This window comes from Salipaludibacillus daqingensis (genome assembly GCF_029891575.1).
GTDB classification, from domain to species: Bacteria; Bacillota; Bacilli; order Bacillales; family Salisediminibacteriaceae; genus Salipaludibacillus; species Salipaludibacillus daqingensis.
Genome location: NZ_JARZHF010000007.1, coordinates 196,085 through 211,483 on the forward strand (window position 1 = coordinate 196,085; position 15,399 = coordinate 211,483).

A 15,399-nucleotide genomic window follows, 5' to 3' on the forward strand; every position below is an offset into this window, starting at 1 on the left:
GAAAACACTCTCGGTTTGACTCTTTTAACATATTAAAGGTTATTTTGCTTTCACCTTTAAATTAATATACTCATTATATGTGATTTCTTTGTCGAAGACCCCTTGGTCTCGAATCTCAATAATACGATTTGCAATGGACTGATTAAATTGATGGTCATGAGTCGTAAAAATCAATGATCCTTTGAAATTTACTAAACCATTATTCAAAGCGGTAATTGATTCTAAGTCAAGATGATTTGTTGGCTCATCAAGTAGAAGGACATTTGCTCCACTTAACATCATCTTTGAAAGCATACAACGAACTTTCTCTCCACCAGAAAGGACACTTGGTTTCTTTTTCGCTTCTTCACCAGAGAAAAGCATTCTTCCTAAAAATCCACGAAGGAACGTTTCTGTTTGATCTTCAGGTGAATATTGACGAAGCCAGTCAACAAGGTCTGAATCATTTCTTTGAAAGTATGCAGTATTGTCTTTTGGGAAATAAGATTGAGATGTTGTGACACCCCATTTATAGGAACCACTATCAGGTTCTACTTCGCCCATTAAGATTTGCATTAAAAGAGTTTTCGCGTTTTCATTTGGTCCAACTAATGCGACTTTGTCGTCTTTTTTCAATGTGAAACTAACATTATCAAGTAGTTTCTCCCCGTCAATCGTTTTTGTTAATCCATCTACAGTTAAAAGATCATTTCCAACTTCGCGTTCTGGTTTGAAAGCAATATAAGGGTATTTTCTAGATGAAGGTTTGATATCATCTAGTTGGATTTTATCTAACGATTTTTTACGAGAAGTTGCCTGTTTAGATTTAGATGCATTTGCACTGAAACGAGCAACGAAAGCTTCTAGTTCTTTGATTTTTTCTTCTTTCTTTTTGTTTTGTTCTTGAGCCATTTTAAGTGCAAGTTGACTAGACTCATACCAGAAGTCATAGTTACCAACATAAACTTGGATTTTACCAAAGTCAACATCAGCAATATGCGTACAAACATTGTTTAGAAAATGTCTGTCATGAGAAACGACGATGACAGTATTATCAAAATTAATTAAAAAGTCTTCAAGCCATTGAATTGCTTCAATATCTAAGCCGTTTGTAGGTTCATCTAGTAATAAGACGTCTGGATTACCAAATAACGCTTGAGCTAATAATACTTTAACTTTTTCTCCACCTGTAAGTTCAGCCATTTTTTTGTCATGAGCTGTTTCATCTATTCCTAATCCTTTGAGAAGAACAGCAGCATCTGATTCCGCTTCGTAGCCGTTCATTTCAGCAAATTCACCTTCTAATTCAGCTGCCTTCATGCCATCCTCATCAGAAAAATCTGGCTTCATATAAATCTCGTCTTTTTCTTTCATAACACTAAATAACCGCTCATGACCACTCATGACCACTTCAAGAACGTGCTCACTTTCATAAGCAAAGTGATCTTGTTTTAATACAGCCATCCTGTGTCCTGGCGGTAAATGCACATTACCTGACTGAGAGTCAATTTCTCCTGATAATATTTTTAAAAAAGTAGATTTCCCTGCACCGTTTGCTCCAATAAGTCCATAACAATTTCCTGGAGTAAATTTAATGTTCACATCTTCAAACAGCTTCTGGTCTCCGAACCTTAAGCTGACATCTGTTACGTTAATCATATATATCTCATCCTCTACGTTAAATTACGTTAAGAATTATAACATCTATTGATGATAATTACGAGGTCAGAAAAGTGTTCTAAAGATTAAATCTTCGCATAAGATATAATATCTGGAAAAAATGGAGTGATGAGATGAATTCTTTTACAAAGATAAAGTTAGAAAATGACTATCAAGTATTTTTAAATGAGCTTAAAGAAACAATTAATCAGAAGTATTCAGCAAAACATCGTTATCAACAACTCATTCATGATTCTAACAACCATCAAACAGAAGTGATTGCAACTATTATGGAAGATGAGAACAAACATTACGAACAATTGAGTGACATGTATCAACATTTAACAGGAAGGAAACCGGATCCTGTAATATTTAACGATTGGTTTAAAAATAGTGAAGAAGATTTTTCTGATTTATTTAAAGCCGAACAAAAAAATGTCAAGTTGTATTTGAATTTAAGCACAAAAGCGCCAACACCTTTATTTAGAAGACAATTTGAAAGAGCCGCAGCAGAGGAACAAAATCATGCTGTTTGGTTTCTATATTTATTAACAGAAAAAAACTCTAAAAGAACATGAAATATTTATTGTGAAGCCTATTAAAACTACATAGTGAAACGGTAAATAAAATGAAACCCTTGTGAATTTGCATGACGTGCTTAACACAAGGGTTTTACTATGATTAATGATATGAGTAGTAAACATGTTTACCAAACAAAAATATAGGTTATAAAATAACGTGACATAGAAGACAGCTTTTTAGATTGGAGAGAGGATGTTCAAATGAACAACGAACATGACTTCATACTTTTGATGAAAAAACACCCAGAAATGATAGACCCAACATTTTCTTTTAAACAAGCATTTACTTATTTTTCGAAAAAAATGACTCAATTGATTTACCAAGATAAAAATAAAAAAATGTGGATTGTTTATTATTTTCACGAAACGATAGTAGAAAATCAGCTCGGAAAATTCTTTGACGATATGGCAAAAAATTTATTAACTAATTCTAATAAAAACTTCATAGTAGCAAGCATAGGAATCAGTGAGAAGCACAAAAAGCTATTTGACCATTTGAAAATTAACTATGTTGAGCTGCGAGCTAGTCAATTAGAAGAACTGAACAATAGCAAAAATAAACCTCATGAACAATTTTCGATTACACAACAAAATAATTATCGTTTAAATGATGAAATTATTCTTTTCGCAGAAAGCTTATTACGAGCTGACTTGAACACTAGTTGGTCAGACTTTTCGATTCTTGTTGCTGATAAAGAATTATCAACAGAAGTAAGCGGAGATGATAATTGTAAACAAAGAACATTCCAAATATATTATCATCATCGTTTAAAATATGAGGGGAGACTTGTTCTTTCTTATGAAAATGTTAAAGGATATTTGAAAAAACCTCGTTTTCTAACTGTTCTTTTAGAAGAAATAACAAAAGAAGAGGCAACTTCAAACGAACAGGAGTCTTTTAAACTTAAGATGGATCTAAATTCATGTATTGATTGGAATAGTGGAATTTTTTATACGGATGTAGCTCAGATAGATCATACATTAAGCCTTGAGGATACCGATAAAATTAATATGATATTACAAAAATGGGAACTTCATCAACACGATATGATTTCACTTCATGATTTTCATACTCAAGAACTTGATTACTTTATACAGAGACTAATGAGTTTAAGTATGTTAATACGTGCGGCTGAAAAAAGAGGCATACAGTATATGTGAACTTCCCACTACTTAAATTCTAACCAATGTTTGAGGAAAGAGAGTTCTTGCTAAATTTCGATAAAAAACCATTCCACAATTAAATGTGGAATGGTTTTTTAGTTATATTCATATTAAAAGATGATCAGCGCACCAGTAACTCCTATTACTCCGAGAAGAGCAAGGATATATACTGGTTTTACTGGCATTTCACCATCGTTTTCCATCGCTTTACCAAACATATAGAATACTAATGGGTGAACTAAGAAAGGCATAGAGAAAATAAACGGAATGAGTGCAGCAGCATCTGCACCAAACATACCTTCTTGAATCGCTGCAAATAACCCGAAGTGAGAAATAGCACTTGTTTGAGCCATCGCACCATAATCCATTTGCATAGCACTTAGACTCAATAGTGTTAACCCACCGAATACTGCACAAATTTGCCAACCGAATGAAAACTGCATTAAGGCATTGACTTCTTTTTTATCATTCCCTTGTGCATCTCTTAAGTTGCGTAACGCATAAATCGTCAAAAGGATACCAATCGACACGAGAATAAAGGAAGGTAATAACCATAAGTTTCCTCTCTCTGCACTAATAGCCAAAATGGAGAAAACAAAAATGTGACCGAAAAACGGAATGTTGATCATAATTGGCGCTCTTTTTGCTGCTACATTTCCAAAGTCCCCAGCTGTACAAGCCCCTGTTAAACCTGAGTGAGATAGTGCACCGGCCATACCCGGTGCTAAGTTTCTTGCATTCGTTGTTTTTGAAAAATACATTATTAACGCAATACCACCAAACATCCATAACAATTGTCCGAAAAATCCATATGCGAGAACAGCATTCATGCCGTCGATCGTAAATGCTTCTCCTATTCTGGAACCACCAACCATAAAGTTTGCAGCTAAAACAACTGGAATACCTCCGAATAACAGCGCTCGAATTGTCGGACCAAATGTCCAGCGGTACATGACAGCCCCAATAGCTGCTGCGATCATCATCGCAAAGAAAATTTGTGGAAGAGCGATAATTGGTTTAATCAATTGCGCAACTTGATAGGAAAGAAACAAAACGGCAACAATGCCTGTGATTTCAATTAATCCTTTTCTTATATATAAACGTTTATTTGTTATTCGCGCTTTGTTATCAATGAAAATAATAGCACCAACAAGACCGATGTAGGCGATAAGTGGATAATAATTACTTAACATAGCATCTTGCCCTGTACCTAGAATAAGTCTAATTAAACCTTCAATACCTAATAGTAAGAAGAAAGAACGTAAAATGAAAATAAATTGTGTACGGGTCGTTCCTAACACTGTTTCTTCTTCAGATGGAACAACCATATTATCTGCAATTTCTTTTTTGTTACCAAGAATTTTTCGTAATTCTTGTCCCCCTACAAAAAAGGAAACTGTTAAAGCGATGATTGTCGTACTAGCCATTAAATTGACAAAAGGAAATTCTGATAAGCCTGGAGTGGAAACATCACTAATAACTAATATGTAACCTAACGACAATCCGAAGATAACTATAATAAGTATTGGAGAGTACCTTGTTCCTGCTACAACTGTTCTAGATATAATTACCATAGGTATTAGAAAAAACAGAAGAATCCAAAATTGATTCAACAACTGTAAGTTCGTAATTTGTTCTACAATGTCCATATTAAAACCCCTTATATAATTTTCTCACACAAGTTTATATATTATCCTATTAATACGTTAAAATAAATACCTTTTAACATAAATGTATTACAATATTGTTAATTATATAGAAGGTAGCTGAATGATCTTACATAATGGAGTTCGTTTTATTTAGCTATATTCAAAAAAGATACAATTAGTAAAGACAGAACTCACGAACTTTCGCTTCTATTTATTTTAAACAAAACAACATAGTGTTAAAAACAAAATATAAATAGATTTATTTTATTTGAGTCGTTTGCTATGAAAAAAACAATGAAAATCAAGTGTTGAAAGGAACTGTCAATAAATCGACAAAATGAATACGGTATCATTGTGAATGTGAATCATTTCACAAATTGGTCATTTTATTTTATGTGAATACGCGCTATAATACAATTGTAATCAACAGAACAGCAAGGCGATTTATTTTTTAAGAAAACATGTGAAACACATCACATAATCTTTAGGAGGAATTAAAATGGCTGTAAATGAAAAGAAGATGACAAAAGTTAATGAGACAGTTCAAGTAATTGATGAGTTAGTGAAAAATGGAAAAAAAGCACTTGAAGAATTTCTTGAATATGATCAACAACAAATTGATCATATCGTTCAAGAAATGGCGTTAGCTGGACTTGACCAACATATGCCTTTAGCAAAAATGGCAGTGGAAGAAACAAAACGCGGTGTTTATGAGGATAAAATTATCAAAAATATTTTTGCTACAGAATATATTCATAATACGATTAAACATGATAAAACAGTAGGAATTGTACATGAAAATGAACATGAAGAAATGGTCGAAATAGCTGAACCTGTTGGGGTTGTAGCTGGAGTTACACCTGTAACAAATCCAACTTCCACAACAATGTTCAAAGCACTGATCGCTATTAAAACTAGAAACCCTATCATTTTTGCTTTCCATCCATCAGCACAAAAATGTAGTTCAACTGCTGCAGAAGTAGTTTACAAGGCCGCTGTTAAAGCGGGGGCGCCAGAAAATTGTATTCAATGGGTAGAAAAACCATCAATAGAAGGAACGCAACAATTGATGAATCACCCAGGAGTGGCTGTTGTATTGGCAACCGGCGGAGCTGGTATGGTGAAATCAGCATACAGCACTGGAAAACCAGCATTAGGTGTTGGACCAGGAAATGTACCTTGTTATATAGAAAAAACTGCTAATGTAAAGCAAGCTGTCAACGATCTAATCCTATCAAAAACGTTTGATAACGGTATGATTTGCGCTTCTGAGCAAGCAGTTATCATTGATAAAGAAATTTATGAAGAGACAAAATTAGAATTACAAGAAAACAACTGCCATTTCTTAACGGAAGACGAGCGCAAAAAAGTTGAGACGTTAGTAATTAATGAGGATACTTGTGCAGTAAATCCTAAGATTGTTGGTATGCCAGCAGCTGAAATTGCTAAAATGGCCGGAGTTACCGTTCATAATGAAACGAAGATTTTACTTGCTGAATTAAAAACGGTCGGACCTGAATCTCCATTATCAAGAGAGAAATTAAGTCCAGTACTTGCGTGTTTTAAAGTGAAAAATCAAGAAGAAGGTTTTAAGAGAGCAGAAGAAATGCTCGAATTTGGAGGACTTGGTCACTCTGCAGTTATTCACTCAGGTAGAGAAGACGTCATTCGTCAATATGGCATGAAAATGAAAGCTGGAAGAATTATTTCAAACGCTCCTTCTTCTCAAGGTGCAATAGGTGATATTTATAATGGATTCCTCCCTTCATTAACACTAGGATGTGGATCTTACGGACGTAATTCCGTTTCACAAAACGTAGGTACAATTAATCTTGTAAACTTCAAAAAAATAGGGATGAGAAAAAATAATATGCAGTGGTTTAAAGTTCCGCCAAAAGTATACTTTGAAAAGAATTCTACTCAATATTTAGAAAAAATGCCTAATATTACTCGAGCTATGATTGTAACAGATGAAATGATGGTAAAGATGGGATATGTAGATAAAGTTCTTTACTACTTGAACAAACGAGAAGATAAAGTACAATATGAGGTCTTCTCAGATGTAGAACCTGATCCATCTATTGATACAGTTATGGCAGGAGCAGCAGCGATGGCTAGATTTGAACCTGACGTAATCATAACATTAGGTGGAGGATCTGCGATGGATGCTGCGAAAGGGATGTGGGTTTTCTATGAGCACCCAGACTTAGAATTCCATGGTTTAAAACAAAAATTCTTAGATATTCGTAAGAGAGTTTTCAAATATCCTAAATTAGGAAATAAAGCCCAATTTGTAGCAATTCCTACAACATCAGGTACAGGTTCAGAAGTAACGTCATTCTCTGTTATTACTGATAAAGAGAATAATGTAAAATATCCATTGGCTGATTATGAGTTAACACCTGACGTTGCGATTATTGACCCAGTTTACGTTAAATCAGTCCCACCTTCTGTGACAGCAGATACAGGAATGGACGTCCTTACACATGCGATTGAGTCTTACGTTTCTGTGTTAGCGAATGATTATACGGATGGATTAGCTATGAAAGCAATCCAGCTAGTATTCGAATATTTACCAAAGGCTTACAAGAATGGAAATGATGAATTAGCTCGTGAAAAAATGCATAATGCTTCCACCATTGCTGGTATGGCATTCGCTAATGCGTTCTTAGGAATTAATCATAGTTTGGCACATAAAATGGGAGCAGAATTCCACATTGCTCACGGTCGTGCAAATACCATTTTGATGCCACACGTCATTCGATATAATGCTACAAAACCAAGGAAATTTGCATCTTTCCCTAAATACAACCATTTTAAAGCAGATGAGCGTTATGCTGAAATTGCTAGAATGCTTGGTTTGCCAGCAAAAGATACCCAACAGGGTGTAGAAAGTCTTGCCCAAGCAATTATTAAAATGGCAAAAGAAATGAATATTCCAATGAGTATTGAAGCATGTGGAGTAGACAAAAAAGTCTTTGAAGAAAAAGTGGACTATCTTGCAGATCGAGCATTTGAAGATCAATGTACAACTGCAAACCCTAAACTTCCTCTAGTTACAGAATTAGCTGAAATTTATCGTTTAGCATATAAGGGCGTTTAGAAAATAATTCTAATATGTATAGGAGGTTTATCCTCCTATACATATCTTTATTTCTCTTGATGATTTCATAGAGGAGAGATTGCAATGCAAACGGTAGAAAATTTTAAACAAGGTGTATGGTGTGAAGAAATTGATGTTAGAGATTTTATTTTACGAAATATGGTTACTTATAAAGGAAATGATGACTTCCTTGAATCACCTACAAATAGAACAAATAAGTTATGGGAAAAGGTTCAAATTCTCATTGAACAAGAAGAAATAAAGAATGGAATGTTAGATATTGATACAAAAACCGTATCAACCATTACCTCTCACGATCCTGGGTACATTGATAAAAATTTAGAGATAATTGTAGGTTTGCAAACAGATGAACCACTAAAACGTGGAATTATTCCTTATGACGGCATTCAAACTATAAAACAAAACTGTGAACATTATGGCTACAAATTAGATTCTAATCTAGAAAAGTCCGTTTTACTTAACCGAAAAACGCATCAAAAGAATCTTCTCCAATTATATTCTGAAGAAATGAAACTTGCTAAACATGCAGGTGTTTTTTTTGATCTTCCAGACACTCAAGGAAGAGGTAAAATAATAGGCGATTACCGCAGAATCGCGCTTTATGGTGTTGATAGACTAATACGAGATAAATGGATTGAAAGAGAAGAGTTAGAAAAACAACGGATGTTGACAGAAGATGTCATTCGTCAGTTAGAGGAAGTTTCAGAACAGATACAAGCATTATTTGACCTTAAACAAATGGCTTTATCCTATGGATTTAATATATCACATGAAGCTAAAACTGCAAAAGAAGCATTTCAGTGGATTTATTTTGGTTTTTTAGCCGCGATAAAAGAGCAAAACGGATTAGGTATGAGCATCGGAAGAATATCAACCTTTTTAGATATATATATCGAAAGAGACTTGGAAGAAGGTCTCATTAATGAGTCACAAGCACAAGAGCTTGTTGACCAATTTGTGATGAAGTTAAGACTGGTAAGGTTTCTAAGAACGCCGTTAGATAACCATCCCATTAGAGAAGTTCCAATGTGGATTACTGAATCTATTGGGGGAATAGCGATGAATGGAGTACCTATGATTACGAAAACCTCTTATCGTTTTCTTCATACACTTACGAACTTAGGTCCATCTCCTGAGCCTAATTTAACAGTACTCTGGTCAACTAAACTCCCTAATAATTTCAAAAATTATTGTGCAAAAACGAGTATTAAAACGAGTTCCATTCAATATGAAAATGATGATCGAATACGTGCAGCAGTGGGAGATGATTATGCTATTGGAGGTTCCGTATCTGTTCTGAGAATTGGTAAAGAAGTCCAATATTTCGGAGGAGTTGCGAACTTTGGAAAAGCATTATTGTATGCAATTAATGGTGGGCAAGATGAAGTTTTGGGCGAACAAGTAGCTCCTGAAATAGAAGCAATAAAATCAGACTACTTGGATTTTGATGAAGTAATATACAAATTTGATAAAGTATTAGCATGGTTAGCTTCTCTTTATGTAAAAACCTTAAATATGATTCATTATTCTCATGATAAATATGCTTATGAACGCATGCCTATGGCCCTTCACGATCATGACACAGTACGAAAGATGGGGCTTGGTGTTTCAGGTTTGTCTGTTGTTGCAGATAGTCTGAGTGCAATCAAATATGCGAAAGTCCGAATTATTCGTGGGAGTAATGGTTTATCGAAAGAATTTGAAATTGAAGGAGATTTCCCTAAGTATGGAAATAATGACACGAAAGTTGATGAATTAGCCATACAAGTAACTAACATGTTTCTTTCTAAGCTTCAAAATATTTATACGTATCGATTTTCCTTACCGCTGTTATCTGTGTGTACAATGTCATCAAATATCATTTCCGGTCAAAAAACAGGAAGTACACCAGATGGTCGGAAAGCAGGATTACCATTTGCTCCTGGGGCAGATCCAATGCATGGGCGTGATCAAAAAGGCGCTCTAGCTTCCCTTAGTTCTATTGCTAAAATTAGTTATGATCAATTGAAAGATGGAACATCTTGCACTTTTTCCATTTCACCTAAAGCGTTAGGTAGTGAAAAAGAATTGGTGATATCTAATTTAATTGGGATTATAAATGGTTATATGGACTTAGGTGGTCATCATATGAATGTGAACATCATTAATCGAGAACATTTGATTGAAGCCATGAAATGTCCAGACCATTATCCGCAAATCACTATTCGAGTTTCAGGATATGCTTGTAACTTTATTAAACTTAGAAAAGACCAACAGTTAGATGTAATTTATCGAACATGTCATTTGACTATGTGATAAAGAATGTGAATTGTATAATGACGTCCTCCTCTCTTGTTTAATAACAGAGGGGGTTTTAATTTATAAATAGAATACACATCTTTTAATGTATGTATATTTCTATGGATTTCTAGACTAAATTAGATTTATTACATAATTTTTGCTGGTATATTAAGGTTTTCGCTAAAATGTTAGTTTTTATGTTAGATTATTTCACAATTTTTGAAATTTATATTGTAATTCTAAATTTACTGAATTATACTAATTTTATTAAATGATTTCGGAATACGCAGAATATTTAAAGAAAAACGATTAATTTCGTAATTTATTTAGCAATTTCAATCGAAAAGGTAAAGAGATGTGATAATCTAATGGGAAAACTTGATCAAAAGGATTTAGCAATTTTAAATTACTTACAAGAAAATGGTAGATGCTCATATACCGAAATAGCTAGACTACTTAATGTGAGTGAAGGGACAGTTCGTACTCGAATCAATCGAATGTTAAAAGATGATGTTTTTGAATTTGTTATACATACTAATCCAAATAAAATTGGATTGAACGTTCAAGCTATTATTGGAATAACAACAAAATTAGGAAAACATGAGGAAATAGCAGAAGAATTAAGAAGTTATTCGGAAGTTCGTTTTGTAGGGGCTTTTTCCGGAACTCACGATATTATTATTCAAGCTTATTTTAAAAACAATGAAGAATTGATGGATTTTGTTAATAAAAAATTAGCTCAAATTGATGGTATTGAGAGTGAAGAAGTGAATGTTGAATTAAAACAATATAAAGATTCCTTTTCCTATATTCCTTAAGTGAAGAAGTTTAAAAGCCTAAAATTTTCCGAATATTCATTTTAAACGAATATTGCGTAAGCAAAAGAAGAATTAACATACTGGTTTAATTGGAACGTTCATTAAATTATTTTGATTTGAGGTGCAGGAATGAAGAAAGACAGAATTTTAGATGTTAAAGGGTTAAAAACACAATTCAAAATAGATAAAACAAGAGTTGCCAAAGCCGTAGACAACATAGACTTTTACATCGAAAAAGGAGAGACACTTGCGATAGTTGGAGAATCTGGTAGTGGGAAAAGTATTACTGCTCTATCGATTATGCAACTCATTCCAAGTCCACCAGGAAAGATTGTAGATGGTTCTATTGAACTTGACGGTATCGATCTATTGAAACTTAATGAAAAACAAATGACCGAAACAAGAGGAAATGACGTTGCGATGATTTTCCAAGAGCCAATGACGTCGTTAAATCCAGTTTTTACGATAGGAACTCAAGTCTCGGAGCCTTTAAGAAAGCATAAAAAGATGGGAAAAAAAGAAGCGAAAAAACAAACGATTGAGTTATTGAAACTTGTTGGTTTTCCGAGAGCAGAAGATATTTTTCATGAATACCCACACCAACTTTCAGGTGGTATGCGTCAAAGAGCAATGATTGCGATGGCTCTATCTTGTGCTCCTAAATTAATTATTGCTGATGAGCCTACAACAGCTCTTGACGTGACAATACAAGCTCAAATTCTTGATCTGATGTTAGATATGAAAAAGAAAACTGGATCTTCGATTTTGATGATTACTCACGATCTTGGAGTTGTAGCGGAAACGGCCGATCGTGTAGCTGTTATGTACGCTGGACAGATCGTCGAATCAGCTTCTGTTAAAGAGTTATTCGTTAATCCAAAACATCCTTATACAGTAGGTCTTTTAAATAGTATGCCGAAAATTGAACAAGATACAGAGCGGTTAGAATCCATTCCTGGAATGGTTCCACCAGCTCATAACTTTCCTCAAGGATGCCGATTCGCTCCAAGATGTAAACATGCAATGGAGCAATGTACAGAAGCCCTTCCGGAGTTAATTGAAGATGGCTTGAATCACAAAGTCCGCTGTGTATTATACGATGGAAGCGGCAAAGGAGTCTCTCATGTCAAGTAAAACTAGTAAAAAACAAGAAGTGTTGTTCGAAATAAAGAATTTAAAAAAATACTTCCCGGTTAAGGGTGGAGTATTACAGCGAACGGTTGGTCACGTAAAAGCAGTCGATGATATTAGTTTCACTATTTACAAAGGAGAAACGTTAGGGATTGTAGGAGAATCTGGTTCAGGAAAATCGACACTCGGGCGAACGATATTAAGATTGTTGGATCCGACAGAAGGCGAAATTATTTACAACAATGAAGATATTGCTAGTTTAAGGCAAGGGAAGTTAAGACCATTAAGAAAAGATATGCAAATGGTATTTCAAGATCCATATGCTTCTTTGAATCCACGAATGAGTGTAGGAGAATTAATAGAAGAACCTATGATCGTTCAAAATACATTATCAAAAGCAGATCGAAAACAGATGGTTGTTGATTTATTGGGCAAAGTTGGTTTAGGTCCAGAAGCAAGGATGAAGTACCCTCACGAGTTCTCTGGTGGTCAGCGTCAAAGAATTGGAATCGCTCGATCTTTATCTACAAGACCTAAATTTATTATTGGTGATGAACCAGTTTCTGCATTAGACGTTTCTGTTCAGTCACAAGTATTAAATTTAATGGAAGATTTACAAGATGAATTTGAACTTACATATCTTTTCATTGCTCATGATTTGAGTGTGGTCAAACATATCAGTGACCGAGTAGGGGTCATGTATTTAGGAAGAATGGCAGAAATTGCACCGAAGAAATCTTTATATGACAAACCATTACATCCATATACACAAGCACTTATTGCAGCTGTTCCTTCAACAGATGTTTTGAATGTAAGAGAAAAGACTCCGTTAAAAGGAGATTTACCTAGTCCATCCAATCCTCCAACTGGTTGTGCTTTTCATACAAGATGTCCGAAAGTACATGACCGTTGCAAAGTTGATCGACCTGAACTTGTACATATGGGAGAAGAACATTACGTTGCTTGCCACTTATATACAAACCCAGAATCTAAATCATCTGAAGATTTACAAAGCTGATATTTAGCCTAAATTTGATGATTTAAGGGAGGTGAGGCAAGAAAGGCAGCAAAGTATTGTAACTATTTAAGGTTTTCATTTGGTCAAGATTAAAAAATAGGGGGAATTAGTATTATGAAGAAAAGCTTTTGGCTAATGATTGTTCTTCTTTTATCACTTATGGTTGCTCTTGCAGCTTGTGGTGGAAATAACGAAGAAGGAACAGAAAATGGCGGTAACGACGTAAACAATGAAGTGAATAATAACAACGATGATGCTAACAACAATAATAATGATAATGATGCAGAGGATTCTGACGGAGAACCTCAATCAGGTGGATCGATTACAGCTGCAATGTATTCAGCTCCAGATCACCAATTTAATCCTTTATTCTACAGTTCTGCTTATGACGCAAATATTTTAGATATAGCGTTTGAAAGCCTTGTGAAACAAGATGAAAACTTAGAATTTATTCCTGGATTAGCTCATGACTGGGAATTTAATGATGAGTTTACAGAATTAACTTATCAATTGGAAGAAGATGTTACTTGGCATGATGGAGAGCCAATGACAGCTCACGATGTTGTCTTTACTTACACAGCTATCGCAGACCCTGATTATGTTGCAGCAGGTGGGGTAAGAACAAACTATGCCAGCACTCTTGCAGGATATGAAGAGTATGTGTCAGGAGATGCGGATACATTAGAAGGTGTTGAAGCTCTTGATGATTATACAGTTAAATTTACTTTTGCTGAACCAAACATTAAAGCTTTAGCAGATACTAGTTTCTTTATTGTAGCTGAACATATTTTAGGAGATATTCCAGTAGCAGAAATGGCTGAACATTCATCAGCTTATAATGCGGAAGAAGTTATTGGAACAGGTCCTTTTAACCTTACTGAATATCAAGAAGGTGAGCAATACATCCTTCAAGCTTACGAAGACTATTGGCAAGGTACTCCTTATTTAGATAGTGTCGTATGGCAAGTAGTTGACCAAGCAATTATGACAGGTATGCTTCAAAATGACGAAATTCATTTACTTAATCGACCAGGTGGTGTTCCAGCAGCTGATCGAGAAGACGTAGAAGCGATGGACAATGTTGAAATCCTTGAATTGCAAGACTTAGGTTATCAATATATGGCATTTAAACATAATCACGGACCTAATGACAGTCTTACAGATAAAGATTCTTGGGTTCCAAATGAAAAAGTGCAAGATGTAGCACTTCGCCAGGCAATTGCTCATGCAATTAACAGAGAAGGTTTTGTCGATGGTTTAATGTATGGAGCGGGTCAGGTCATGCACGCAACATTCCCTGAAGCTTCATGGGCATACAATGAAGATGCACCAATTAAATATGATTACAATGAAGATCGTGCAAATGAAATTTTAGATGAAGCTGGATATGAATGGGATGGCGATTTCAGAACCAACCCAGATGGAGAAGAGTTCACGTTAAATCTTGATTACCCAACAGGGAATGAGATTCGCGAAAGAACAGCTCCAATTATTCAAGAAAACCTTCAAGCAGTAGGCATTCAAGTGAACTTAAATAGTCCACGTGAGGCCAGTGCTCACTTTGATAGAATTGAAGAAAATGATACAGATATGGATCTTTACCTTGCTGGATGGAGTCTAGCTTCTGGTGATCCAGATCCATCAGGTTACTTCTTGTCTACAGCAGCATATAACTATCCTCGTTACGATGATGAGACGTTTGATCAATTAATGCTAGAAGCAATTACTGCTCCTGACGCTTTTGATCAAGAATACAGAGAAGAAAAGTATAACGAGTGGAGCGAATATATGTCTGAGCAACTTCCAGTTATTCCTTTGTATTCACAAAATGTTATTTATGCACACAATGCAAATTTACAAGGTATTACATTTAAAACACATCAAATCCTAGATGATTCTCATCTATGGTATCTAGAACAATAATATTAGCTAACGATAAATGATATTTGGGCGTATGGTCTAGACCAGCCATGCGCCCCTTTTATTGAGTGGGAGG

The 15,399-nt window shown here is 34.8% G+C and carries 10 protein-coding genes; 8 read left to right on the forward strand and 2 right to left on the reverse strand.

Annotated elements, in window-relative coordinates:
• Positions 1-39: 39 nt before the first annotated feature.
• On the reverse strand, positions 40-1,638 hold the full coding sequence (locus QDN89_RS14770; protein ID WP_280770925.1) for an ABC-F family ATP-binding cassette domain-containing protein: 1,599 nt from the start codon (positions 1,636-1,638) through the stop codon (positions 40-42).
• Between the two features lie 134 nt (positions 1,639-1,772).
• Between QDN89_RS14770 and QDN89_RS14775 the strand changes: the two genes are divergently transcribed.
• Both QDN89_RS14775 and QDN89_RS14780 read left to right on the forward strand, forming a co-directional pair.
• On the forward strand, positions 1,773-2,216 hold the full coding sequence (locus QDN89_RS14775; protein ID WP_280770926.1) for a ferritin-like domain-containing protein: 444 nt from the start codon (positions 1,773-1,775) through the stop codon (positions 2,214-2,216).
• Positions 2,217-2,420: 204 nt separating this feature from the next.
• Positions 2,421-3,380 (forward strand): hypothetical protein, encoded by a 960-nt coding sequence (locus QDN89_RS14780; RefSeq protein ID WP_280770927.1) that lies wholly within the window; start codon positions 2,421-2,423, stop codon positions 3,378-3,380.
• A 113-nt stretch (positions 3,381-3,493) separates the two neighbouring features.
• On the opposite strand, the gene QDN89_RS14785 is transcribed toward QDN89_RS14780, so the two are convergent.
• Positions 3,494-5,032 carry a hypothetical protein gene (locus QDN89_RS14785; RefSeq protein ID WP_280770928.1) on the reverse strand — a complete coding sequence of 513 codons (1,539 nt, stop codon included), beginning with the start codon at positions 5,030-5,032 and terminating at the stop codon, positions 3,494-3,496.
• 499 nt (positions 5,033-5,531) lie between these two features.
• Here QDN89_RS14785 and adhE point away from each other — a divergent pair, with 499 nt between their 5' ends.
• The 6 genes from adhE (at position 5,532) to QDN89_RS14815 (ending at position 15,326) form a co-directional block, all read left to right on the forward strand.
• On the forward strand, positions 5,532-8,135 hold the full coding sequence (adhE, locus tag QDN89_RS14790) for a bifunctional acetaldehyde-CoA/alcohol dehydrogenase (protein WP_280770929.1): 2,604 nt from the start codon (positions 5,532-5,534) through the stop codon (positions 8,133-8,135).
• 84 nt (positions 8,136-8,219) lie between these two features.
• Positions 8,220-10,451 carry a pyruvate formate lyase family protein gene (locus tag QDN89_RS14795; protein WP_280770930.1) on the forward strand — a complete coding sequence of 744 codons (2,232 nt, stop codon included), beginning with the start codon at positions 8,220-8,222 and terminating at the stop codon, positions 10,449-10,451.
• A 353-nt stretch (positions 10,452-10,804) separates the two neighbouring features.
• The gene (locus QDN89_RS14800) at positions 10,805-11,254 is read left to right on the forward strand and encodes an Lrp/AsnC family transcriptional regulator (RefSeq protein ID WP_280770931.1); all 450 of its coding nucleotides are present in this window, start codon (positions 10,805-10,807) and stop codon (positions 11,252-11,254) included.
• 129 nt (positions 11,255-11,383) lie between these two features.
• Positions 11,384-12,388, forward strand: coding sequence for an ABC transporter ATP-binding protein (locus tag QDN89_RS14805; protein ID WP_280770932.1), 1,005 nt, complete (start codon positions 11,384-11,386; stop codon positions 12,386-12,388).
• Complete coding sequence (locus tag QDN89_RS14810) at positions 12,378-13,403, forward strand: ABC transporter ATP-binding protein (RefSeq protein WP_280770933.1); 1,026 nt, start codon at positions 12,378-12,380, stop codon at positions 13,401-13,403. Before QDN89_RS14805 ends, QDN89_RS14810 begins: the two co-directional genes overlap by 11 nt.
• 114 nt (positions 13,404-13,517) lie before the next feature.
• Complete coding sequence (locus QDN89_RS14815) at positions 13,518-15,326, forward strand: ABC transporter substrate-binding protein (RefSeq protein ID WP_280770934.1); 1,809 nt, start codon at positions 13,518-13,520, stop codon at positions 15,324-15,326.
• The last annotated feature ends 73 nt before the right edge of the window (positions 15,327-15,399 follow it).

Coding starts and splice junctions, on each gene's coding strand:
- QDN89_RS14770 (WP_280770925.1), bottom strand. CDS start 1,638: ATGATTAACGTAACAGATGTCAGCTTAAGGTTCGGAGACCAGAAGCTG.
- QDN89_RS14775 (WP_280770926.1), top strand. CDS start 1,773: ATGAATTCTTTTACAAAGATAAAGTTAGAAAATGACTATCAAGTATTT.
- QDN89_RS14780 (WP_280770927.1), top strand. CDS start 2,421: ATGAACAACGAACATGACTTCATACTTTTGATGAAAAAACACCCAGAA.
- QDN89_RS14785 (WP_280770928.1), bottom strand. CDS start 5,032: ATGGACATTGTAGAACAAATTACGAACTTACAGTTGTTGAATCAATTT.
- adhE (WP_280770929.1), top strand. CDS start 5,532: ATGGCTGTAAATGAAAAGAAGATGACAAAAGTTAATGAGACAGTTCAA.
- QDN89_RS14795 (WP_280770930.1), top strand. CDS start 8,220: ATGCAAACGGTAGAAAATTTTAAACAAGGTGTATGGTGTGAAGAAATT.
- QDN89_RS14800 (WP_280770931.1), top strand. CDS start 10,805: ATGGGAAAACTTGATCAAAAGGATTTAGCAATTTTAAATTACTTACAA.
- QDN89_RS14805 (WP_280770932.1), top strand. CDS start 11,384: ATGAAGAAAGACAGAATTTTAGATGTTAAAGGGTTAAAAACACAATTC.
- QDN89_RS14810 (WP_280770933.1), top strand. CDS start 12,378: ATGTCAAGTAAAACTAGTAAAAAACAAGAAGTGTTGTTCGAAATAAAG.
- QDN89_RS14815 (WP_280770934.1), top strand. CDS start 13,518: ATGAAGAAAAGCTTTTGGCTAATGATTGTTCTTCTTTTATCACTTATG.